Origin of the sequence: Paraburkholderia sp. JHI2823, assembly GCF_038900695.1 — a bacterium.
In the GTDB taxonomy this organism is placed as follows: Bacteria; Pseudomonadota; Gammaproteobacteria; order Burkholderiales; family Burkholderiaceae; genus Paraburkholderia; species Paraburkholderia mimosarum.
In genome coordinates, this window is sequence record NZ_JAYMRY010000030.1 from 59,162 (window position 1) to 80,124 (window position 20,963).

Genomic DNA, 20,963 nt, shown 5'->3' on the forward strand with positions numbered 1-20,963 from the left:
CGCCACCTCTAATCGTGGCACGGCCTCGCCGCCTATGATGGAAGGCGGCTCAGGCGTCAGCGCCGAAATGGAAAGGTTCCAGCAAGCTGCACAGGAAACGCTGGAGCGCACCGGCATCGATCACTTCGCTAACGCTTCGCGGGGCGAGGACGGTGCGCCAAGCCGCCCCCGGTCACGACAACGAACACAACACGGATGACCGCACGCGAAGCGGGCAGCATGCTTTGCATGGAATCGGAGGAGCAGGCACTCACTCTGGCCGACAGGAGACAAGCAAATGAACTCGACGGACGTCACGCATCGCCCCGGCACGACACACGAAGTCACGAACCAGGCGCCGCCGCTTGCCGACTACAACCTCTTCACCACCGACGCCGCGCTCGGCGAGGCGCTCACGCGCGCGGGCGCGGACTGGCACCGCGAGACCCTGACGCGCCACGGCGAGGCGCTGGGCAAAGCGCAAACGCTCGCACTCGCCGACCTCGCCAACCGCCACGAGCCCGAACTGCACACGCACAGCCCGCGCGGCGAGCGCATCGACGAGATCGAATTCCATCCGGCCTGGCACGAACTGCTCGCGCTGCTGCGCGAGCAAGGGCTGCACGCGCTGCCCTACTCGGACCCGCGCCCAGGCGCGATGGCCGCGCGCTGCGCGGGCTACTTCCTCCATGCGCAGATCGAGTCGGGTTCGCTCTGCCCGCTCACCATGACGTTCGCGAGCATCCCCGTGCTGCAGCGCGAGCCGGCGCTGTTCGAAACGCTGCGCGAGGCGCTTTACACACGCGAGCACGATCCTCGCGACGTGCCGCTCGCGCAAAAGCGCTCGATGATGATCGGCATGGGCATGACCGAGAAACAGGGCGGCTCCGACGTGCGCAGCAACCGCACCGAGGCGCGGGCGGCGGGCATCGAGACGGGCCGCGGCGCGGCTTATCTGCTCACCGGCCACAAGTGGTTCTTCTCCGCGCCGCAGTGCGACGCGCATCTCGTGCTCGCGCGCACCACGGAGCATGACGGCTCGGGCGCCCCCAGTCTCTCGTGCTTCTTCGTGCCGCGCTATCGCCCCGACGGCACGAAAAACGCGGTGAACGTGCAACGTCTGAAAAACAAGCTCGGCAACCGCTCGAACGCGAGCAGCGAAGTAGAGTTCTTCGACGCGTACGGTGTCATGGTCGGCGACGAAGGCCGCGGGGTGGCGACCATCATCGAGATGGCGAACTACACGCGGCTCGACTGCGTGATTGGCAGCGCGGCGCTCATGCGCGCGGCGCTCGTGCAGGCGATCCATCACGCCCGCCACCGTAGCGCGTTCGGCCGCCCGCTCGCGCAGCAGCCGCTCATGCAGAACGTGCTGGCCGATCTCGCGCTCGAATCGGAGGCGGCGACGGCGCTCTTCATGCGCCTCGCGCGCGCATTCGAGGACAGCGCCGATGCCCGACCCGACGAAGACAGCGTCGACACGACCGCGCTCGAAGCGCGCGCCTGGCGGCGCATCGTCACGCCGGCCGCGAAGTTCTGGGTCTGCAAGCGCGCGCTCGCGTTCACGGGCGAGGCGATGGAGGTGTGGGGCGGCAACGGCTACGTCGAGGAAGGGCCCATGGCGCGCTTTTACCGCGAAGCGCCCGTCAACTCGATCTGGGAGGGCTCGGGCAACGTGATGTGCCTCGACGTGCTGCGCGCGCTGGAGCGCGAGGCCGACGCCGCGCAGGCGCTCTTTCTCGCGTGGCGGCGCGACGCGCAGACTCACCCCGTGCTCGACGCCGCGCTCGACCGCCTCTCGGTGCTGCTCAACGGCGCGCCGGGCACGCGCGAGACAAGCGCGCGGCGCATCGCGCAGCAAATCGTGCTGATCGCGCAGGCCATCCTGCTGCGCGAAGCCGCGCACGAGGGACCGCATGAGACGGCGGATGCGTTCATCGCCACGCGTCTGGACGAGCACGACGCCGACTGCGACCGCGTGTTCGGGACGCTGCCCGCGCGCTTCGATCACGCGGCGATCATCGAGCGGGCCTTTCCATCGCGCTGAGAACCTGCCCCGACCATCCATCTATCGCACACGCACCGTTCGCCCGCGCGCCACAGCGCCGGCGGACCTCACGAGGACCGACCATGAGGCAGGATCTGCCCGAAGCCACCGCCCACGACACGCACGCCACGCACGACGCGCGCGCTGCACATGATGCCCGCGAGCCAGACCCGCGCGCCGCGCTGGACACGCTGCTCGCCGCGCAACGCGAAGCCTTCCTGCGCGACCCGTTCCCCTCGTGGGAAACGCGCGCGCGCCATCTCAAGACGCTGCGCGACGTGCTGTTCTCGCACCGCGACGCGCTCGCCGAAGCGATGAACGCCGACTTCGGCCAGCGCTCGAAAGCGGAAGTCGCGCTCGCGGAATTCGTGGTCCTCAAGCAGGAGATCGACGCGGCGCTCAGGCACGGCGCGCGCTGGATGAAGCCGCGCCGGCGCCCGGTGGGCAAGTGGCTGCTGCCGGGGCGCGCCAAGGTGGTGCCGCAGCCGCTCGGCGTGGCGGGCATCGTCGTGCCGTGGAACTATCCGCTGCTGCTCGCCGCGAGCCCGCTCGTGTGCGCGCTCGCGGCGGGCAACCGCGCCATGATCAAGATGTCGGAACTCACGCCGCGCACGTCGGCGCTCTTCGAGGCGTTGATCGGCAAGGCCTTCGCGCGCGACCACGTGGCCGTCGTGAACGGCGATGCCGCGGTGGGCGCCGCCTTCAGCGCGCTGCCGTTCGACCATCTGCTGTTCACGGGCTCGACGCGCGTGGGTCACGAGGTCATGCGCGCGGCCGCCGCGAACCTCACGCCCGTCACGCTCGAGCTGGGCGGCAAGTCGCCGGTGATCATCGGCGAAGAGGCGCGCCTGAACTACGCGGTCGACAGCGTGCTGCTAGGCAAGACGCTCAATGCGGGACAGACCTGCATCGCGCCCGACTACGTGCTGCTGCCGCGCGGTCAGGAAGCGGCTTTCATCGCGCGCGCCCGCACGCGCTTCGCGCAGCTCTATCCCGACTTTTCGAACAACCGCGACTACACGTCGATCATCTCGGCGCGCCACTTCGAGCGCCTCCAACGTCTCGCCGGCGAAGCCGAGGCGAGCGGCGCGCAATTGCACGCGCTCGGCCCGCACGACGCCGCGACGCGGCGCTTCGCGCCCGTCATCGTGACGCAGGCGGGCGCACAGACGGCGCTCATGCAGGAAGAAATCTTCGGACCGATCTTGCCACTCGTGCCCTACGACACGCTCGACGAGGCCCTGCGCTACGTGAACGCGCGCCCGCGCCCGCTCTCGCTCTACGTCTACGCCGACGACTCGCGCACGGTCGAGCGCGTGACCCGCGAAACGGTGGCGGGCGGCATGTCGGTCAACGAGACGCTCCTGCACCTCGCCGCCGAGGGGCTGCCGTTCGGCGGCGTGGGCGCGAGCGGCATGGGGGCATATCACGGCTACGAGGGCTTCGTGACGTTCTCGAAGATGAAGCCGGTGTTCACGCAGGCGCGCCTGAACGCGCGGACACTCATCGCGCCGCCCTACGGCAGACGGATCGCCATGCTGATCAGGTTGATGTTGAAGGCTTGAAGGGCAGCGCGGGGCGGCCGCCACGGGCGCCGCCGATCTCCCGCATGCCGCGAACGTCGTGGATATCGCGCGGGGCGCCGCCGGCCGGGCTCGCGGCAGGATTGCCGTGGCGCGCCTGCGCCGCCGCTTTGGCCTTCGCGTCGTTTTCCGCTTCGAGCCGGTGCAGCCACGCGAGCAGTTCGGCCACCGCCTGATAAAGCTGCGGCGGGATCTTCGTGTCGAGGTCCACGCGCATCAGCAGCGAAACCATCTCCGGCGCTTCGTGCACATAGAGGCCGGCCTCCCGCGCGCGCTGCACGATCATCTCGGCGACGAGGCCGTAGCCCTTCGCGACCACGCGCGGCGCGCCGTCGGCTTCGGGGGCATCGTAGGCGAGCGCCGCGGCGCTCTTGCGGTGCGTGCGGCTCATCCCAGCTCCCAGTCTTGATCTCGATCCTCGCGGGCACCGTGCGCATCCGCCGTGGGGCTGACCGGCGCGGCCGGCGCGCCAGACGCGGTTTGCGCGGCGTACGCGCTCGCGGCCCTGGCCGCTTCGGCGGGGCTCGTCCCCGCGCCGCCGCCGATCTCGCGGATCGTGAACCCGGCGAGCGTGAGGCCGAGCGCTTCGAGTCGTCCGCGCAGCGCGTCGCTTTGCGCGGTGAGCTGCGCCGCGCCGCCCGTGCTCGCCTGCACCCGCACGGCGAGCGTCGAGCCCGTGAGCGTCAATTCCGCATCGACGGTGCCGAGTTGCGGCAGCGCGAGCGTGAGGCGCGTGCGCCATGGAATGTCGTCGGGGCCCACCCCGCCTGCGCCATGGTGGGGATCGTGGGCGTCATAGTCGTCCTGCTGGATGCTCCAGTCGACTCGCACGCCCGGCCAGGCCTCACCGTTCCAGCGAAACTCGCCGGTCGCGAGCAGGTCGAGCTGCTGGCGAACGAGCGGAATCACCGCCGGATGCACCGATGGGCCGGCAGCCTGCGCGGCGGTGTCGTGCACGGCGGGCAGCAGGGTATCGGCCAGCGTCGCGGCTGCGCGCCCCGGGCCTTGGGTTTGCCCCATGGGCGCCTCGCCGTGCGGATCGGCCAGCGCGGGGAAGGCGCGCGCCAACGCCGCGTTGGGGTTGGCGGCACTGGCGTTGGCCGCCTCGCCGCGCGGGCCGCCTGGCGCGTCGGCGAAGGTTTCGGTCCACTGCACGTCGTCGATCTCGTCCGCGGCTCGGCTCCAGTCGAGCGAAAGCTGCGCGTTCGAGCCGAGCAGGCGGTTCTGCGGCTCGTCGGCAAGCTCGGCGGGCGAGCGCTGGCCGCGCAGCCACTGCGCGAGATGGGCTTCGTAGAAGAGTCCGCTGGCGCTCACGGTCTGCGCGAGCGATGCCGCCAGCGCGGCGACCGGGCCGGCAAGCGCCGCGGCGCCAGCCTGGGCGGCCTGGCTCGTTTGTCCGGCCTGGACGCTTTGCGTGGTCTGCGTGGTCTGCGTGGTTTGTGTGGTTTGTGCGGTTTGAGGAGACGCGGCTTGCGCGTCGGCGCTGCTCGCGGCGTCGGCCGCGCCGGCTAGCGCCTCTGCGGCCACGGCCTGCGCCGCGAGCGCCGTGTCGGCCAGCAGTGCGGCTTCCACCGCTTGGGCTTCGGCGCCTGCGACGCCGGGCAGCGGCAAGGAGGCCGCGCCGTCAGCCGCGCCGGCCGTGCCGCCGGCATCCGGATTCGCCCAGAGCGGCGCACGGCCCACCACGGCGGGCGTCGCCTCGCCGCCCGAGCGGATGATGGCGTCGAGCGCCAGCGCAACCGCCGAAAGGACGGTCTGCGTCGAGTTCTGGGCGCTGCTGGTGCTGGTTTCGCTGTCGGCGAGCGCCGCTGTGCCCGTGGCAAGCGCGGAGACGCCCGTTTGCGCCGCCCCGGCCGCGCCTTGCGGGCCGACCGGCGTGAGCGCCGCGATGCGGCTTGCCTGGAGCGCGGCGGCTCCGGTGTCGATTCCGTTCATGGTGTTCCGGATCTGCGCACGGCGCTTGGCTGCCCGTTCCTGTTGACCTCTGTGCCGATGCCTTGCGCGGCGCTCGTTGCCCGTCACGGCCGAGGCTTCGAGCCGTCGCGCGCCAGACCTGCGCCGGCACGCCGGCGCGCCGCGCTAGCGCGCGCCGTAGATTTCCTGCAAGACCCGCGCAGGCTGCGCGGTGCCGTAAAAGAGTGCCGAAAGCCGCGCCATGCAAGGGCTCGCGAGGTCGCGAATGGCGGCGTCGTCCGCGAGAATCTGGCGGATGAGTTCGTACTTGCGCGCCCTTTCGGCAACGTTGAGCCGTACGACCCCTTCGGCATCCTTGAGGCCATCGACGAGGAGCCGGTATTTCTCCTGCAGGCCGATCAGATCGTTCCAGTGCGCATCGCGCGCGGCGCAGAGCATCTGCCCCGAGACAGCCGCGATCGCTTCGTAGCGGGCGAAGTAGTCTGCTTTTGAACTCATCTCGTCAATGAGCCGGGCGCTGACGCAGACGCCCTTTCGGCCATCCGCGCCACTTCCGGCCCTATCCCCAACCAGGCTTCTTCGAGCGTAGCCAGCAGTCCGTCGACCTCGACCAGCATGGTCTCGCTCTGATTGATATTGGCTTCCAGCAAGCGCTTCGTCATGTAGCTGTAGAGCGCATTGAGGCGCTGCGCGATCTCGCCGCCCGCCTCGAGGTTCAACGCGAGCTGGAGCCCGCTTTCGACAATCCGGATCGCCTTGGCGATCGCCTCGCAGCGCGGGCCGACGTTGCCGGCCTGCAAATGCATCCGTGCCTGCGCGATGGCCTGCCGCGCGCCCTGATAGAGCAGCACGATCAGCTTGTGCGGGCTTGCACCCATGACCCCCGTTTCGACGCCCACTCGTGCATAGGCGTTGGCTCCAGACTGGGCAGGGGAAAACATCGGCGCTTCTCCTCGATACGTGTGGCTGTGAATGCGGTCGCCCGGCAGGCGGCGCATGCGCCGCGACGAGCAGTTCTAGCCGGGTTATCGGATCGTAGGGGAAGAAGCTTTAGCGCATCGAGCGGGCGGACGCCTCGGGTGCCGTCAGACCTGGATCTGCATGATGTCGGTGTAGGCCGCGACGAGCTTGTTGCGCACCTGCAAGCCGAACTGGAAGCCGATGTTGGCTTTCTGCATGTCGACCATCACGTCGTTGAGCGACACGTTGTTCGCGCCCAGCTCGAACGCCTGCGACTCGCCGACCGCCTTCTTCTGGGCGTCGCTGATCTGGTCGAGCGACGACTTGAGGGCCGCGGCGAACCCGCCGGCCGTCGCCGCGCCCGACTTCTCGTCGGCTGCGGTGGGGCCGCCGGCCGCCTGCGCCGCCATCGACTGCATTTGCGCGAGGGCGGACGTGAGCGGGGATACTGGCACGGTCATGTTTGCTCCACGAAAAAGGACATGCGAAGGGCATGCGAAGGACACGCGGGGTTTCGGGGACGAGCCCTGAGGCCGGACGTCGAGCGATGCGGCGGCCCGGGCCGGCACGGCGCGCCGACAGGACGCCGAATCTGGAGGAGAGCATAGCAGCGGCCCGTTTTCGACAGCCCCGAAACTAGGGGGAAAACCCGGCTCTATTCGCGCAATCGGCTTGTAAGCGGCTGCGGATAATGCGTCAAGTGAAAGTCTTTGCCGCGCGCGGCGAGACCTGCAAGCCTCCGGAGATACCCGTCGCATGGATTCGACAGCCAACTCGTTGATCAACCCCGATGCCCGCATGGGCCTCGCCACCTCTGGCGCCGGCGCCGCGCCCGGCGCTGGCGCGGGCGCAGGCCTGGGCGCCGCGGAAGACCTCGGCGGCGGCTTTGCGCAGCGCCTCGGCTCGCTTTCGTCGCTGCGCAACGTGCGCGGCAACCCGCGCGCGCCGCTCATTTTTGCCGTGGCACTGCTGGTGGCCGTGGTGGCGGGTCTCGTCCTCTGGTCGCGCGCCCCCGACTACAAGGTGCTCTACAGCAATCTCTCGGACCGTGACGGCGGCGCGATCATTACCGCGCTCCAGGCCGCAAACGTTCCCTACAAGCTCTCGGACGCCGGCGGCGCGATTCTCGTGCCCTCCGAGCAGGTCAACGAAATGCGCCTGCGCCTCGCCTCCCAGGGCCTGCCGAAGAACGGTTCGGTGGGCTTCGAGCTGATGGACAACCAGAAGTTCGGCATCAGCCAGTTCGCCGAACAAATCAATTACCAGCGCGCGCTCGAAGGCGAACTCGAGCAGACCATCCAGTCGATCGCGAGCGTGAAGTCGGCGCGCGTGCATCTCGCCATTCCGAAGCCCTCGGTATTCGTGCGCGAGCGCGAGGCGCCTTCCGCCTCGGTGCTCGTGAACCTGTACCCGGGCCGCATTCTCGACGACGGCCAGGTCGCCGCCATCACGCACATGGTGGCTTCCGCCGTGCCGGACCTGCCGGTGCGCAACGTGACGGTGGTCGACCAGGACGGCAACCTCCTCACGCAGAGCGCCACGGGCGTGGGCCTCGACGCGTCGCAGCTCAAGTACGTGCGCCAGGTCGAGCACGATACCCAGTCGCGCATCGACGCGATCCTCGCGCCGCTCTTCGGCGCCGGCAACGCGCGCTCGCAGGTGAGCGCCGACCTCGACTTCTCGAAGCTCGAGCAGACCTCCGAGGCCTACGGTCCGAACGGCAACGCGCAGGCCGCCGCGATCCGCAGCCAGCAGCAGAACATTTCCACGGAGATGCAGCAAAGCGGCGCGGGCGGCGTACCCGGCGCGCTCACGAACCAGCCGCCGCAGCCGGCCTCCGCGCCCATCAGCGCGCCGGCGGGCGCGAGCGGCGCAGCCGCCTCGGTGCCGGTCTCCGATCATCGCGACACCACCACGAACTACGAGCTCGACAAGACCGTGCGCCACTATCAACAGGCGCCGGGCGACATCAAGCGTCTTTCGGTGGCCGTGATCGTGAACTATCAGCCCAAGCTGGACGCCAAGGGCCACGCCACCCTGCAGCCGCTCGACGCGCAGAAGCTCGCGCAGGTGGAGCAGCTCGTGAAGGACGCCATGGGCTACGATGCGAAGCGCGGCGACTCGGTGAACGTGGTGAACGCCGCGTTCCGGACCGAAGTCGATCCGAACGCGAACCTGCCATGGTGGCGCCAACCCGACATCCTCGCCCTTGCCAAACAGATTGCGACGTGGCTTGGCATTGGCGCGGTCGCCCTGTTCCTCTATTTCGTGATGGTGAAGCCGGCGCTGCGCCGCGCGTTCCCGCCGCCCGAACCGGTCGCGCCTGCGCTGCCGGGCATGGCGGACGGCGAGCCGCTGCTGCTCGACGGCATCCCCGAGGCCGTGCGCGTGGGCGCGAGCGGCGAAGGCGAAGAAGGCGCGGATAGCGAAGCCGCCCTGCTCGCCTTCGAAAACGAGAAGAACAAGTTCGAACGCAACCTGGAATACGCGCGCACCATCGCGCGCCAGGATCCGAAAATCGTCGCAACCGTCGTGAAGAGCTGGGTGAACGATGAACGCTGAAGGCGCTAACAAGAGCGCGCTGCTGCTCATGTCGATCGGAGAGCAAGAGGCCGCCGAGGTCTTCAAGTTCCTCGGTCCGCGCGAAGTGCAAAAAATCGGCGCCGCGATGGCGGCGCTCAAGAACGTCAAGCGCGAGGAAATCGAGGCCGTGCTGCAGGACTTCGTCAAGGAAGCCGAGCAGCACACCGCCTTCTCGCTCGACTCGAACGACTACATCCGCAACGTGCTCAACAAGGCGCTGGGCGAGGACAAGGCCGGCGCGATCATCGACCGCATTCTCCAGGGCGGCGACACGAGCGGCATCGAAGGCCTCAAGTGGATGGATTCCGGGTCGGTCGCGGAGCTCATCAAGAACGAGCACCCGCAGATCATCGCGACGATCCTCGTGCACCTCGACCGCGACCAGGCCTCGGAAATCGCCTCGTGCTTCACCGAGCGCCTGCGCAACGACGTGCTGCTGCGTATCGCGACGCTCGACGGCATCCAGCCGCAGGCGCTGCGCGAGCTCGACGACGTGCTCACGAACCTCCTCTCGGGCAGCGACAACCTCAAGCGCAGCCCGATGGGCGGCATTCGCACGGCGGCCGAGATCCTCAACTTCATGACGAGCCAGCACGAGGAAGGCGTGATCGAGAACGTGCGCGCCTACGACGCGGAGCTCGCGCAGAAGATCATCGACCAGATGTTCGTGTTCGAGAACCTGCTCGACCTCGAAGACCGCGCGATCCAGCTGCTGCTCAAGGAAGTCGAGTCGGAATCGCTCATCATTTCGCTCAAGGGCGCGCCGCCCGCGCTGCGCACGAAGTTCCTCTCGAACATGTCGCAGCGCGCGGCCGAACTGCTCGCCGAAGACCTCGACGCGCGCGGTCCGGTGCGCGTGTCGGAAGTCGAGGCGCAGCAGCGCCGCATCCTGCAGATCGTGCGCAACCTCGCCGAGAGCGGCCAGATCGTGCTAGGCGGCAAGGCGGAAGACGCTTATGTCTGAGACGACATCTTCGAACAGCCGTCGCTCGGCGTACCAGCGCTGGGAGATGGCGTCGTTCGATCCGCCGCCTCCCCCGCCGCCGCCGCCCACGCCCGACGAGGCGGCCGCCTTCGAAGCGCAGCTCCAGCATTTGCGCGACACCGCCCACCAGGAAGGGCTCAAGTCGGGCCATGTGGCGGGCCAGGCGCTCGGCTATCAGGCCGGTCACGAACAGGGCCGCCAGCAAGGCTTCGAGCAGGGTCAGGCCGAGGCGCGCGCGCAGGCGGCGCAGCTCGCGGCGCTCGCGAGCCGCTTTAGCGACGCGCTCGAAACGGCTCAGGCCGGCGTAGCCGAGACGCTCGTCGAGCTGGCGCTGGACATCGCGCAGCAAGTCGTGCGCCAGCACGTGCAGCATGACCCGACGGCGCTCGTCGCGGTCGCGCGCGAAGTGCTCGCGGCCGAGCCGCAGCTCGCGGGTTCGCCGCAGCTCGTGGTGAGCCCCGCCGACCTGCCGATCGTCGAGGCCTACCTGATGGAAGATCTGGAGGCGCGCGGCTGGACCGTGCGCACCGACCCGACGATCGAGCGCGGCGGCTGCCGCGCGCAGGCCGCGACGGGCGAAACCGACGCCAGCATCCGCACGCGCTGGGAGCGCGTGACGGCGGCGCTCGGCAAGGCGAGGCCATGGTGAATCATTCGCAGCCGGCGAGCCATCAGGCGATCCACACGGGCGGCCTCACACCGCTCGAACAGGAACTCGCGCTCGCCTCCTTCGGGCCGCTCGCGCACGATCCCGCACAGCTCGGCGCGCTGCTCGTGGGCGACCTCGACATCCCGAACGCGCGCGAGATCGCCGCAAGCGACGCGATCGATGCAATCGACGCCGCGCTGGCCGCCGATGCCGCCGATGCCCCGCCAACCAGCGCGGCCCCCGCGACGACGGACCACGGCGCGCCTCCCGAAGCGCGCCCCGCGCCCTACGTGCCGCCGCCGAACTACGACCCGGCCAACCCGTTCCTGACCGCGTGGAACGCGCAACTGCGCGGCGTGCGTGACCGCAATGCGCTCGCGCTGCCGCTGCGCGGCTGCGGGCGTCTCACGCGCGCAGCTGGCCTCGTGCTCGAAGCGGTGGGGCTGCGCCTCGCCGTGGGTGCGGAGGTGATGATCGAGCTGCCCGCGGGCAGCTCGCTGCCGATGGCCGAAGCCGAAGTGGTCGGCTTTGGCGGCGACAAGCTCTTCCTCATGCCGACGACCCAGGTCGCGGGCCTCTTGCCCGGCGCGCGCGTCTGGCCGCTCGAAACCGCACCGATCGCCGACCCGATGGCGGGCGCCAAGCGCCTGCCGGTGGGCTGGGGCATGCTCGGCCGCGTGGTCGACGCCTCCGGCAAGCCGCTCGACGGTCTCGGTCCGCTGAACACCGAGGCCGACGCGCCGCTCACCGCGCCCGTCATCAATCCGCTGAACCGCGAGCCGATCCACAAGGTGCTCGACGTGGGCGTGCGCGCGATCAACGCGCTGCTCACGGTCGGACGCGGCCAGCGCATGGGCCTCTTCGCGGGCTCGGGCGTGGGCAAGTCGGTGCTGCTCGGCACGATGGCGCGCGCGACCAGCGCCGAAGTCATCGTGATCGGCCTGATCGGCGAGCGGGGCCGCGAAGTGAAGGAATTCATCGAGCAGATCCTCGGCGAGGACGGCCTCGCGCGCTCGGTGGTCGTGGCCGCGCCCGCCGACGTCTCGCCGCTCCTGCGCATGCAGGCCGCCGCGTACAGCACCTCGCTCGCCGAATATTTCCGCGACCAGGGCAAGCACGTGCTGCTGCTCATGGATTCGCTCACGCGCTATGCGATGGCGCAGCGCGAGATCGCGCTCGCGATCGGCGAGCCGCCCGCGACCAAGGGCTATCCGCCCTCGGTGTTCGCGAAGCTGCCGGCGCTCGTCGAGCGCACCGGCAACGGCCCCGAGGGCGGCGGCTCGATCACGGCGTTCTACACCGTGCTCACCGAAGGCGACGACCAGCAGGACCCGATCGCCGATTCGGCGCGCGCGATTCTCGACGGCCATATCGTGCTCTCCCGCGCGCTCGCCGAGGCGGGGCACTATCCGGCCATCGACATCGAGGCTTCGATCAGCCGCGCGATGACCGCGCTGATCGACGACCCGCATCTGAACCAGACGCGTGCATTCAAGCAGATGCTTTCGCGCTATCAGCGCAACCGCGACCTCATCAACGTGGGTGCCTACGTCAGTGGGCGCGACGCCGTGCTCGACCGGGCGATCGCGCTGTATCCGCGCATCGAGGCCTTCCTTCAGCAGGGTTTTCGCGAAACCGCGAATTATGATCAGAGCGTCGAGATGCTCGGCCAACTGATTGGAGCCAGGACATGACGAAACAGACCGCGCTGCAAACCTTGATCGGCCTCGCCCAGGACGACGTCGACGCCGCCACGCAGAAGCTTGGCCGCGTGCAACGCGAGCGCGGCGAGGTCGAGAAGCAGTTGCAGGCGCTCATCACCTACCGCGACGAGTACCACACGCGCTTCACCCAGTCGGCGCGCACCGGCATGGCTGCGGGCAACGTGCGCAACTTTCAGGCTTTCATCGACACGCTCGACTCGGCCATCGAGCAGCAGCGGCGCATTCTCGAGCAGGCCACCGCGCGCGTGGAGGCCGCCAGGCCCGAATGGCAGCGCAGCAAGCAGAAGCTCGGCTCCTACGAGGTCCTGCAGTCGCGCCAGGACGAAGTCGAGGCCCGCAAGGACGCCCGCCGCGAACAGCGCGACGCCGACGAACACGCGGCCCGCGTGCTACGCATGCGAACGTCGCAACACCCGTAACACGTTTTCGAGGCCGCCAGCATGTCGCTCCTCTCCGCCGTTTCCTCGCTGCTCGGCGCCGCCGCCGACGCCGTGACGGGCAATCCCGCATCGAACGCCACATCGAACGCCGTTTCGAACACCATCAGCCAGTCGGACGCATCGGGCCAGACTTTCGCGCAGAGCCTGCAACAGCACATCGACGCGCAGAACGCCCAGCACTCGCAGGCGAGTCAACCCAGTCAACCCAGTCAGCCCAGTCAGTCCAGTCAGGCCGTGCAGTCGTCGCAAAGCTCGCAGCGCAATGCGGCTGCGCAGTCCAGTTCGAGTGCGCCGACCGGCACCAGCAGCGCGTCGCAAAGCACGAGCAACAGCACGCAGACGACCGGCACGAGTTCGAACCAGGGCTCGCAGCCTGCGTCGGGCACCGATCGCCGCGCCGACGCCGTACGCGCCCAGCAAAAGCAGGCCGAAGCCGCGGGCGCGCAGATCGCCTCCGCCCAGGCACAGCAAGCCCAGCTGGCGCAGCAGGGCCAACAGACGCAGACCGGCGCGAGCACCGACGGCAGCCAGACGAGCGGCGACACCACGCTTGCGGGCGTCGCCTCTGCCGCGGCGGCGGCAGCGGCCACGGCCACGGCCGCCGCAGGCGCGGGCACGTCGGGCACGTCGGGCGCCGCGGGCGCATCAGGCGACGGCACGGGCAGTGCAGGCACCGCGAGCGCCAACCCGAAGTCGGTGCACGATGCCCTGCAAGCCGCGCTCGCGACGCTGCGCGGCGGCGCGGCGGCGCTCTCCACCCATGCGGTCAGCACGGCAGGCGCGGCCAGCACGACGGCGAGCAGCACTGCCACCGGCACGACCGCGGGCGCCGGCTCCAGCATCGCCAGCAGCTTTGCATCGCACCTGAGCGCGCATGCGCAGGACAAGGCGTTCAGCGCGGCGGCCAGCAGCGGGGCGGGTGCCGACGCGGCCAGGAGCGCGACCTCAGCCACGCCCGACGCCGCAAAAGCGGTCACCGATGCGCTCACCACAGCGGCCCAGCAGCAGTCCGGCGGCGTCGCGCCGGCCGCCAGCACGGCCAGCCCCGCCATGACCGACACCCAGGGCGCGACCCAGGCGGCCGCCATCGCCGCGGCAACGGCCGCGCAGGCCCAGGCCGCGCAGGCGGCGAGCGCAACCGCGAATCCGGCGGCCGCGGCCGCTTCCGCGTCGCTCGCGCCGCAGGTCGGCACGAACGATTGGGAGGACGCGCTGAGCCAGAAGGTCGTGTTCCTCTCGAACGCCCACCAGCAGTCGGCGGAACTCACGCTCAATCCAAAGGATCTCGGGCCGCTGCAGGTCGTGTTGCAGGTGACGGAAAGCCACGCGCATGCTCTTTTCGTTTCCCAGCACCAGCAGGTGCGCGAAGCCGTGGAAGCGGCGCTGCCCAAGCTGCGCGAGGCCATGGAGCAGAACGGCATCGGCCTTGGCAGCGCGAGCGTGAGCGACGGCTTCTCGCGCCAGATGAACCAGCAGGCGCAGCAGGACCGCAGCGGCTCGGGCCGCTCCGGCTCGTCGGGTTCGGGCGGCACGCTCGGCACGGTCGCTTCGGGCGAGGATCCCGGCACCCCCACCGCGAGCGTCACGCAGCGCACCGTCGGGCTGATCGACACGTTCGCCTGACCGTTTCCACACGATCTCCCCGACCCCCCCATCCGCCCTCGCTGCCCGACGCCCGTTCGGGCGGTGCGGCGGCGCTCGCAACTGCCAGCGGCCGCACGGCGCGCCGTGAGCCTCCCCGCGCTCCATATCGACCGGCGACCGGCGACCGGGGCACCGCGCCGCTTCGCCCTGCGCTGCGCCACCGCTGCCCACGGCCGGTTCGCAGCTTTCAACAAAACCACGAGATAGCCGGAATTCTCCCGTCTATTCCTCCCATCGCTGAAAGGAAAAAGCCGGAACAATGCAGCATGCCCGGAGTGACCATCGGATCGGTGCTCCGGACCCTCGCACGCATCCTGGCTGACTTTTCGACATGGCGACCACCCCCGCATCCCAGCAAGCCGCGCCTCAGGGCGCGAAACCCGGACCGATGAAGCGCATTCTCGTGATCGCGCTCATTGCGATCCTCGCCGCCAGCGCGGCGGCCGCCGCGACCTGGTTCGTCATGTCGCGCCATCCGGCTGGCGTGCCCGCTGCGTCGGCTGGGCCCGCCGCGGCGGCGCCCGCTCTGCCCGTGTACTACGCGCTCGAGCCGATGACCGTCAACCTGCAGTCCGACGACGGCGAATCGCACTACCTGCGCATCGGCCTCACGCTCAAGCTCGACAACCAGGCCACCCAGGACGCGCTCGTGGCGCGCATGCCCGAGATCCGCAGCCGCCTCTTGCTCGCGCTCTCGAACAAGCATCCGTCCGATCTCGCACCGCTCGACGGCAAGCGCGCGCTCGCCACGGAGCTCGCCGTGCTGATCTCGCAGCCCGTAGGCGGGAACGAAAGGCCAATGCACGTCGACGACGTGCTGTTCACCGAATTCGTCGTCCAGTGAGCGCGGCTGACATGACCACCGCGATGGAGGGCCAGTCATCATGACGATGGGTCACGACGAGTTCATGTCCCAGGAGGAGGTCGATGCCCTCCTCAAAGGCGTCACCGGCGAAGTCGATTCCGACTCGGGTGCGGCCGACAAGCAGGGTGTGCGGCCCTACAACATCGCGACGCAGGAGCGTATCGTTCGCGGCCGCATGCCGGGCCTCGAAATCATCAACGAGCGTTTTGCGCGCCTGTTGCGCGTCGGCATCTTCAATTTCATGCGCCGTACCGCCGAGATCTCGGTCGGTCCGGTGCGCGTGCAGAAGTACAGCGAGTTCACCCGCAACCTGCCGATCCCGACGAACCTGAACCTCGTGCACGTGAAACCGCTGCGCGGCACGTCGCTGTTCGTGTTCGACCCGAACCTCGTGTTCTTCGTCGTGGACAACCTGTTCGGCGGCGACGGGCGCTTCCACACGCGAGTGGAAGGCCGCGACTTCACGCAGACCGAGCAGCGCATCATCGGCAAGCTGCTCAACCTCGTGTTCGAGCACTACACGAGCGCGTGGAAAAGCGTGCGGCCGGTGCAGTTCGAGTTCGTGCGCTCCGAAATGCACACGCAGTTCGCAAACGTTGCCACGCCCAACGAGATCGTGATCGTCACGCAGTTCTCGATCGAATTCGGTCCGACGGGCGGCACGCTGCACATCTGCATGCCCTACTCGATGATCGAGCCGATTCGCGACGTGCTCACCTCGCCGCTGCAAGGCGAAGTGCTCGATGTGGACCGCCGCTGGGTGCGCGTGCTCTCGCAGCAGGTGCAGGCCGCCGAAGTCCAGCTCACGGCCGACCTCGCGCAGGTGCCCGTCACCTTCGAGCAGATCCTGAACATGAAGAAGGGCGACGTGCTGCCCATCAACATCGCGGAGCACATCGTCGCCAAGGTCGACGGCGTGCCGGTGATGGAGTGCGGCTACGGAATTTTCAATGGTCAATACGCGTTGCGGGTCCAGAAGATGATCAGCGCAGCCGACACGATGAAGGAAGGTGGATATGAGTGATGTAAACGGCACGAGCGCAGACGAGCCGGTGCTCGACCCGGGTTTCGACGCCGCTGTGCAGGAAGCGGGCGGCGACTCCATGGACGACTGGGCGAGCGCGCTTGCCGAGCAGAACAGCAACGAAGCGCCGGCCGCGCAACCGGCGGCCGTGTTCCAGTCGCTCTCGAAGGTCGATTCGACGAAGACGGCCAACGACATCGACATGATTCTGGACATTCCCGTTCAGATGACCGTCGAGCTGGGCCGCACCAAGATCGCCATCCGCAACCTGCTGCAACTCGCGCAGGGCTCGGTGGTGGAACTCGACGGCATGGCCGGCGAGCCGATGGACGTGCTCGTGAACGGCTGCCTCATCGCCCAGGGAGAAGTGGTGGTCGTGAACGACAAGTTCGGCATTCGCCTGACCGACATCATCACGCCGTCCGAGCGGATCCGGAAGCTGAACCGATGAACCGCGAGGCAGTTCGCGGCGCGGCGCACACGCGCGCTTTGCAGCACGCCTCACGCCAGGTCTCGCGGCTGATCCGCCAATCCCGCGGCGCGCGGGCGCTGCGCTTTGCGTCGCGCCTCGCGGTGCACCTCTCGCTCGGGCTCGCCGCGGTTTTCGCCGTGATGAGCGCGCGTGCCGCCGATCTCCAGGCGATCAACGAAGCCGCGCGTGCAGCTTCGGGCGCCTCCGCCGTGATGGCCGGCAGCGCAGTGCCCGCGCTCGGCTTCGGCGCCGTCGTGCAGACGGTGCTGGGCCTTGCGGTCGTGATCGGCGTGGTGTTCGGCTGCGCCTGGCTCGCACGGCGTCTGGGCCTGCAAGGCGGCCCGAGGAACGCGCTCGTGAGGACCATCGGCGGGGCCGCGCTCGGCGGCAAGGAGCGCGTGGCCGTGGTCGAAATCGGCGATACCTGGCTCGTGCTCGGCGCGGCGCCCGGCAACGTGCGGCTGCTGCACACCATGCCCGCGGGCGAACTCCCCGCCGGCGCCATGGCCGCGAGCGGCCACCCGGGCTCCGGCCTCTCAGGCACCTTCGCCCAGCGCTTTCGTGACGCGCTGAAAGGCGAGGCGGACAAACGCTTCAAGACGCGTTTCACACGACACGACGGCGGAGCGCAGTAAATGCAAGGCAGTTCCCTTCACGCGGCGCCCGCAGGCGGCGACGCCCGCGCACGCGCGGATTCCCTCGCGAAGCTCGCCCGAACGGCGCTCCCATTCGCGCTGATGCTCGGCGCGCTCGCGCTCGCCTTCGCGCTGCCGCACGTCGCGCACGCGCAAGCGGCAGCACCGCCGGCTGGCCTGCCCGCCTTCAACACGAGCCCCGGCCCGAACGGCGGCACGACGTATTCGCTGAGCGTGCAGACGATGCTGCTGCTCACGATGCTGTCGTTCCTGCCCGCGATGGTGCTGATGATGACGAGCTTCACGCGCATCATCATCGTGCTCTCGCTGCTGCGCCAGGCGATCGGCACGACGACCTCGCCGCCCAACCAGGTGCTCGTGGGCCTCGCGCTCTTTCTCACGCTGTTCGTGATGTCGCCGGTGCTCGACAAGGCGTACAACGACGGCTACAAGCCGTTCTCGGCCGGCACGATCTCGATGGACGACGCCGTGGCGCGTGGCGTCGCGCCCTTCAAGACCTTCATGCTGCGCCAGACGCGCGAGTCCGACCTCGCGCTCTTCGCGCGCATCTCGCACGCGGCGCCGATGCAGGGCCCCGAAGAAGTGCCGCTCACGCTGCTCGTGCCCGCGTTCGTCACCAGCGAGCTGAAGACGGGCTTCCAGATCGGCTTCACGATCTTCATTCCGTTTCTCATCATCGACATGGTGGTGGCGAGCGTGCTCATGTCGATGGGTATGATGATGGTCTCGCCCGCGACCATTTCGCTGCCGTTCAAGCTCATGCTGTTCGTGCTCGTGGATGGCTGGCAGCTGCTCATCGGCTCGCTCGCGCAGAGCTTCATCTGAGGATCCGAACATGACGCCCGAAATGGTCATGACGCTCTCCCACGAGGCGATGTACGTCGCGCTGCTGCTCGCCGCGCCGCTGCTGCTCGTCTCGCTCGTCGTGGGTCTCGTGGTGAGCCTTTTCCAGGCCGCTACGCAGATCAACGAACCCACCCTATCGTTCATCCCCAAGCTGATCGCCATCGCGGTCACGCTCGTGATCGCCGGGCCGTGGATGCTCACGACGATGCTCGACTACATGCACCGCATGTTCACGAGCATTCCGCAGCTCGCGGGTTAAACGCGGCCGCGCCGCCGCGTGCCCTCTGCCGCCCACGATGTTCACGGTCACCTACGCGCAGCTCAACGCCTGGCTCACGGCGTTCCTCTGGCCGTTCACGCGCATTCTCGCGCTCGTGGCGGTCGCGCCCGTCGTGGGCAACCGCTCTGTGCCCACGCGCGTGAAGATCGGCCTCGCGGGCTTCATCACGCTGATCGTCGCGCCCACGCTCGGGGCCATGCCGCAGGTCACGGTGTTCTCGGCCGAGGGCGTGTGGATTCTCGTCAACCAGTTCCTGATCGGCGTCGCGCTCGGCTTCACGATGCAGCTCGTGTTCGCGGTCATCACCATGGCGGGCGACCTCATGAGCCTCGGCATGGGCCTCGGCTTCGCGAGCTTCTTCGACCCGCAGGCCAACACCAGCACGCCCGCGCTGGCCTCCTGGCTGAACATGATGGCGATGCTCGCGTTCCTCGCCTTCGACGGCCATTTGCAGATGATCGCGGCGCTCGTCGCCACCTTCCAGTCGGTGCCGGTCACGGCGAGCGTGCTGGGCGCCTCGGGCTGGCGGCTGATCGCGGGCTATGGCGCGACGGTCCTCTCCTCGGGCCTGCTGCTTGCGCTGCCGGTGGTGGTCGCGCTCCTCATCACCAATCTTTCGCTCGGCATTCTCAACCGCGCGGCCCCGCAAATCGGCATCTTCCAGATCGGCTTTGCGCTCACGATGCTCGTCGGCCTGTTGCTCATCCAGCTCATGATGCCGAACCTGATTCCCTACTTCGCTCGCCTCTTCGACAGCGGCATCGAGCAGATGGGACGCGTGGCGGGCGCGCTGCGGCCGCCGGGGTGAAGGGGGTTCCGTTGGCGCAAACAGGTTTCAATCATGCGACTCGCAGGGACTTTTCGGACACGTACGTTGGAACGCTCTCTACCGTTTGATTGACACGGACTCGCACAGCACCGCCATTTCTGCGCCACACGATGGCTCAAGCACGAACAGCGTTAGCCGCCCGGCCCGAAAATCGGACGCGTACTTATCGCCTTCTTCCCCGCTGATCCCCGTACCTTTCGAATCATCGCGACTGTTGATCCACTGCACCCATGTCTGCGCGTCAGCGGACGTAAAGGTGTGTTTTGGTGAGATCAAAAGCCTCGACGCGACATTCTGACCGGCGAAATCGATCAGGCGTTGCGCGACAACCTCGAAGAATTTCAACACTTCAACTTCGCCCCCAACGCGGCGGAAGCGCAGCGTAAGGGAACGCGCTTCGGGATCGTGTTCAATTCCGCGCAATTCGGCATCGTGAAAGCTCGGAAAATCCGCAACGCTTCCGATATCAATGTACGTATCCATAACGAAAACACTCACGGCAATAAAGAAAAGGGAACTCCAGGACCGCGCACGCCACTCTCCCAGTTGTGCGAGTGCGGGACACCCTGCCCATGGTCGTGGTCAAAATCGAAATCTACGACTGCCTTGCCATCGCCTCCATATCGGCGCATCTGGCCACTGCCGGGGTTTGTGTACCACGTACCCGGCTCGCCTTCATTGGGTGTCTTCGCAATATCGAATGCATCGTCGTGACGCAGATCAGGCTGATAATTGAACGGCTGCGCATCACCAAGCCGCGTCGAGGTGTCGCCATTGTCATCGCTGAACACGCGAGACTCACGCGTGTCGCTGCCGAGTTCATTGCCATCTGAATCGTACGCCCCGAGCACGGCTCCCGCAGCCACATCAACCGCGCGAGGCCAACCAGTTCCGCCGCGAGAACCTGCGGCGTTGCTTACGGTCGCGGCTGCCCTGACGGCAAACGGCACGTATGCCGTGCGATCGACAAAGCATCCGTTCTCATCAAGCGGTACGAACTGGCCGTCATGGACCCCGTAGACGGTCGGCTTAGGGTCTGGTGTCCGTTTCGGCCAGCTCTGGGGTGCGTAGAACCGGGCAACCCGCCGACTACCCCGCCACGCCCGGTCGATAGCTGGAACGATCCGGCCATCGCGTACCGCGTCACGGAGAATGCGCGTCACGTCTTCGCCGTCGACTGGTGCAGACAGGCCCGAGATCCGCAGGTGTTCGCCGATAAACGCGGCATAGGCGCTGAAATCACGACACGCACGCGCGTGGCACCGCCTGATGGAAGTTCGGAAAAACCGGTCGAAGTCCTTCCGATCCTGTTCGATCGTTTCTTCGCGTTGCTTACGCGCTTTCTGCCGCTCCTCGAAAGAGAGAGTCCAGCCGCGATCAACGTCCTCCACGTCACTCACGGGCACGAGTGAGCATTGCCAGTCGCTCGTTAAAGGCACGCACAGCGCGTTATACGAATACCCCCATTCGGGAAGCGACATGT

Annotated in this window: 22 protein-coding genes; 15 read left to right on the forward strand and 7 right to left on the reverse strand. The window is 68.3% G+C overall.

Translation table 11 applies throughout. The features are described 5' to 3' along the window. Nucleotides 1-277 precede the first annotated feature (277 nt). On the forward strand, nucleotides 278-2,026 hold the full coding sequence (locus VSR34_RS26765; RefSeq protein WP_342964032.1) for an isovaleryl-CoA dehydrogenase: 1,749 nt from the start codon (nucleotides 278-280) through the stop codon (nucleotides 2,024-2,026). 83 nt (nucleotides 2,027-2,109) lie between these two features. Next, complete coding sequence (locus VSR34_RS26770; RefSeq protein ID WP_342964033.1) at nucleotides 2,110-3,591, forward strand: coniferyl aldehyde dehydrogenase; 1,482 nt, start codon at nucleotides 2,110-2,112, stop codon at nucleotides 3,589-3,591. Here the strand turns inward: VSR34_RS26770 and VSR34_RS26775 are convergent. The 5 genes from VSR34_RS26775 to fliE all read right to left on the reverse strand — a co-directional run bounded on the left by VSR34_RS26775 (nucleotide 3,569) and on the right by fliE (nucleotide 6,944). Beyond that, nucleotides 3,569-4,000 carry an EscU/YscU/HrcU family type III secretion system export apparatus switch protein gene (locus VSR34_RS26775; RefSeq protein ID WP_342964034.1) on the reverse strand — a complete coding sequence of 144 codons (432 nt, stop codon included), beginning with the start codon at nucleotides 3,998-4,000 and terminating at the stop codon, nucleotides 3,569-3,571. The two genes, VSR34_RS26770 and VSR34_RS26775, sit on opposite strands and share 23 nt — an antisense overlap. Further along, entirely contained in the window at nucleotides 3,997-5,544 is a 1,548-nt protein-coding gene (locus VSR34_RS26780; protein ID WP_342964035.1) for a flagellar hook-length control protein FliK, read from the reverse strand. Before VSR34_RS26780 ends, VSR34_RS26775 begins: the two co-directional genes overlap by 4 nt. A gap of 144 nt (nucleotides 5,545-5,688) precedes the next feature. Then, entirely contained in the window at nucleotides 5,689-6,021 is a 333-nt protein-coding gene (locus tag VSR34_RS26785; RefSeq protein WP_028231371.1) for a flagellar protein FliT, read from the reverse strand. Then, nucleotides 6,018-6,464 (reverse strand): flagellar export chaperone FliS, encoded by a 447-nt coding sequence (fliS, locus tag VSR34_RS26790; RefSeq protein WP_028212054.1) that lies wholly within the window; start codon nucleotides 6,462-6,464, stop codon nucleotides 6,018-6,020. The genes VSR34_RS26785 and fliS overlap by 4 nt, the downstream gene beginning before the upstream one ends. Before the next feature lie 144 nt (nucleotides 6,465-6,608). Continuing rightward, nucleotides 6,609-6,944, reverse strand: coding sequence for a flagellar hook-basal body complex protein FliE (gene fliE / locus VSR34_RS26795; protein WP_028212053.1), 336 nt, complete (start codon nucleotides 6,942-6,944; stop codon nucleotides 6,609-6,611). Nucleotides 6,945-7,239: 295 nt separating this feature from the next. On the opposite strand from fliE, the gene fliF reads away from it, so the two are divergent. From fliF to fliR, 13 genes are all read left to right on the forward strand, one after another. Next, the gene (gene fliF / locus VSR34_RS26800; protein ID WP_028212052.1) at nucleotides 7,240-9,045 is read left to right on the forward strand and encodes a flagellar basal-body MS-ring/collar protein FliF; all 1,806 of its coding nucleotides are present in this window, start codon (nucleotides 7,240-7,242) and stop codon (nucleotides 9,043-9,045) included. After that, nucleotides 9,035-10,030 (forward strand): flagellar motor switch protein FliG, encoded by a 996-nt coding sequence (gene fliG, locus VSR34_RS26805; RefSeq protein WP_028212051.1) that lies wholly within the window; start codon nucleotides 9,035-9,037, stop codon nucleotides 10,028-10,030. The genes fliF and fliG overlap by 11 nt, the downstream gene beginning before the upstream one ends. Continuing rightward, a complete protein-coding gene (gene fliH / locus VSR34_RS26810) occupies nucleotides 10,023-10,700 on the forward strand; it encodes a flagellar assembly protein FliH (protein ID WP_028212050.1) in 678 nt (225 codons plus the stop codon). Before fliG ends, fliH begins: the two co-directional genes overlap by 8 nt. After that, nucleotides 10,694-12,394 (forward strand): flagellar protein export ATPase FliI, encoded by a 1,701-nt coding sequence (gene fliI, locus VSR34_RS26815; RefSeq protein WP_081716003.1) that lies wholly within the window; start codon nucleotides 10,694-10,696, stop codon nucleotides 12,392-12,394. The genes fliH and fliI overlap by 7 nt, the downstream gene beginning before the upstream one ends. Next, nucleotides 12,391-12,843 (forward strand): flagellar export protein FliJ, encoded by a 453-nt coding sequence (fliJ, locus tag VSR34_RS26820; RefSeq protein ID WP_028212048.1) that lies wholly within the window; start codon nucleotides 12,391-12,393, stop codon nucleotides 12,841-12,843. The genes fliI and fliJ overlap by 4 nt, the downstream gene beginning before the upstream one ends. Nucleotides 12,844-12,864: 21 nt before the next feature. Then, nucleotides 12,865-14,487 carry a flagellar hook-length control protein FliK gene (locus tag VSR34_RS26825; RefSeq protein WP_342964036.1) on the forward strand — a complete coding sequence of 541 codons (1,623 nt, stop codon included), beginning with the start codon at nucleotides 12,865-12,867 and terminating at the stop codon, nucleotides 14,485-14,487. A gap of 352 nt (nucleotides 14,488-14,839) precedes the next feature. Continuing rightward, the gene (fliL, locus tag VSR34_RS26830; protein WP_342964037.1) at nucleotides 14,840-15,352 is read left to right on the forward strand and encodes a flagellar basal body-associated protein FliL; all 513 of its coding nucleotides are present in this window, start codon (nucleotides 14,840-14,842) and stop codon (nucleotides 15,350-15,352) included. A gap of 46 nt (nucleotides 15,353-15,398) precedes the next feature. Next, nucleotides 15,399-16,397 carry a flagellar motor switch protein FliM gene (gene fliM, locus VSR34_RS26835; protein WP_028212045.1) on the forward strand — a complete coding sequence of 333 codons (999 nt, stop codon included), beginning with the start codon at nucleotides 15,399-15,401 and terminating at the stop codon, nucleotides 16,395-16,397. Continuing rightward, entirely contained in the window at nucleotides 16,390-16,848 is a 459-nt protein-coding gene (fliN, locus tag VSR34_RS26840; RefSeq protein WP_028212044.1) for a flagellar motor switch protein FliN, read from the forward strand. Before fliM ends, fliN begins: the two co-directional genes overlap by 8 nt. Nucleotides 16,849-17,009: 161 nt before the next feature. Further along, entirely contained in the window at nucleotides 17,010-17,504 is a 495-nt protein-coding gene (gene fliO / locus VSR34_RS26845; RefSeq protein WP_342964044.1) for a flagellar biosynthetic protein FliO, read from the forward strand. A gap of 102 nt (nucleotides 17,505-17,606) precedes the next feature. Next, nucleotides 17,607-18,350 carry a flagellar type III secretion system pore protein FliP gene (gene fliP / locus VSR34_RS26850; protein ID WP_342964045.1) on the forward strand — a complete coding sequence of 248 codons (744 nt, stop codon included), beginning with the start codon at nucleotides 17,607-17,609 and terminating at the stop codon, nucleotides 18,348-18,350. Nucleotides 18,351-18,360: 10 nt separating this feature from the next. Beyond that, complete coding sequence (gene fliQ / locus VSR34_RS26855; RefSeq protein ID WP_028212041.1) at nucleotides 18,361-18,630, forward strand: flagellar biosynthesis protein FliQ; 270 nt, start codon at nucleotides 18,361-18,363, stop codon at nucleotides 18,628-18,630. A 37-nt stretch (nucleotides 18,631-18,667) separates the two neighbouring features. After that, nucleotides 18,668-19,459, forward strand: a complete 792-nt coding sequence (gene fliR, locus VSR34_RS26860) for a flagellar biosynthetic protein FliR (RefSeq protein ID WP_028212040.1) — start codon at nucleotides 18,668-18,670, stop codon at nucleotides 19,457-19,459. A 78-nt stretch (nucleotides 19,460-19,537) separates the two neighbouring features. Here fliR and VSR34_RS26865 read toward each other — a convergent pair whose 3' ends face one another. Further along, nucleotides 19,538-19,963, reverse strand: coding sequence for a hypothetical protein (locus tag VSR34_RS26865; protein WP_028231366.1), 426 nt, complete (start codon nucleotides 19,961-19,963; stop codon nucleotides 19,538-19,540). A gap of 11 nt (nucleotides 19,964-19,974) precedes the next feature. Further along, nucleotides 19,975-20,961, reverse strand: a complete 987-nt coding sequence (locus VSR34_RS26870; RefSeq protein ID WP_342964038.1) for a hypothetical protein — start codon at nucleotides 20,959-20,961, stop codon at nucleotides 19,975-19,977. Nucleotides 20,962-20,963 lie beyond the last annotated feature (2 nt).

What these genes read in the sequence shown, in the direction of transcription:
- VSR34_RS26770 (WP_342964033.1), top strand. Translation starts at nt 2,110, where the DNA reads ATGAGGCAGGATCTGCCCGAAGCCACCGCCCACGACACGCACGCCACG.
- VSR34_RS26865 (WP_028231366.1), bottom strand. Translation starts at nt 19,963, where the DNA reads ATGGATACGTACATTGATATCGGAAGCGTTGCGGATTTTCCGAGCTTT.
- fliI (WP_081716003.1), top strand. Translation starts at nt 10,694, where the DNA reads ATGGTGAATCATTCGCAGCCGGCGAGCCATCAGGCGATCCACACGGGC.
- fliO (WP_342964044.1), top strand. Translation starts at nt 17,010, where the DNA reads ATGAGCGCGCGTGCCGCCGATCTCCAGGCGATCAACGAAGCCGCGCGT.
- fliQ (WP_028212041.1), top strand. Translation starts at nt 18,361, where the DNA reads ATGACGCCCGAAATGGTCATGACGCTCTCCCACGAGGCGATGTACGTC.
- fliS (WP_028212054.1), bottom strand. Translation starts at nt 6,464, where the DNA reads ATGTTTTCCCCTGCCCAGTCTGGAGCCAACGCCTATGCACGAGTGGGC.
- VSR34_RS26870 (WP_342964038.1), bottom strand. Translation starts at nt 20,961, where the DNA reads ATGTCGCTTCCCGAATGGGGGTATTCGTATAACGCGCTGTGCGTGCCT.
- fliM (WP_028212045.1), top strand. Translation starts at nt 15,399, where the DNA reads ATGGGTCACGACGAGTTCATGTCCCAGGAGGAGGTCGATGCCCTCCTC.
- fliR (WP_028212040.1), top strand. Translation starts at nt 18,668, where the DNA reads ATGTTCACGGTCACCTACGCGCAGCTCAACGCCTGGCTCACGGCGTTC.
- fliJ (WP_028212048.1), top strand. Translation starts at nt 12,391, where the DNA reads ATGACGAAACAGACCGCGCTGCAAACCTTGATCGGCCTCGCCCAGGAC.
- fliN (WP_028212044.1), top strand. Translation starts at nt 16,390, where the DNA reads ATGAGTGATGTAAACGGCACGAGCGCAGACGAGCCGGTGCTCGACCCG.
- fliH (WP_028212050.1), top strand. Translation starts at nt 10,023, where the DNA reads ATGTCTGAGACGACATCTTCGAACAGCCGTCGCTCGGCGTACCAGCGC.
- VSR34_RS26775 (WP_342964034.1), bottom strand. Translation starts at nt 4,000, where the DNA reads ATGAGCCGCACGCACCGCAAGAGCGCCGCGGCGCTCGCCTACGATGCC.
- fliP (WP_342964045.1), top strand. Translation starts at nt 17,607, where the DNA reads ATGCTCGGCGCGCTCGCGCTCGCCTTCGCGCTGCCGCACGTCGCGCAC.
- fliE (WP_028212053.1), bottom strand. Translation starts at nt 6,944, where the DNA reads ATGACCGTGCCAGTATCCCCGCTCACGTCCGCCCTCGCGCAAATGCAG.
- VSR34_RS26780 (WP_342964035.1), bottom strand. Translation starts at nt 5,544, where the DNA reads ATGAACGGAATCGACACCGGAGCCGCCGCGCTCCAGGCAAGCCGCATC.
- VSR34_RS26765 (WP_342964032.1), top strand. Translation starts at nt 278, where the DNA reads ATGAACTCGACGGACGTCACGCATCGCCCCGGCACGACACACGAAGTC.
- fliL (WP_342964037.1), top strand. Translation starts at nt 14,840, where the DNA reads ATGGCGACCACCCCCGCATCCCAGCAAGCCGCGCCTCAGGGCGCGAAA.
- VSR34_RS26785 (WP_028231371.1), bottom strand. Translation starts at nt 6,021, where the DNA reads ATGAGTTCAAAAGCAGACTACTTCGCCCGCTACGAAGCGATCGCGGCT.
- fliF (WP_028212052.1), top strand. Translation starts at nt 7,240, where the DNA reads ATGGATTCGACAGCCAACTCGTTGATCAACCCCGATGCCCGCATGGGC.
- VSR34_RS26825 (WP_342964036.1), top strand. Translation starts at nt 12,865, where the DNA reads ATGTCGCTCCTCTCCGCCGTTTCCTCGCTGCTCGGCGCCGCCGCCGAC.
- fliG (WP_028212051.1), top strand. Translation starts at nt 9,035, where the DNA reads ATGAACGCTGAAGGCGCTAACAAGAGCGCGCTGCTGCTCATGTCGATC.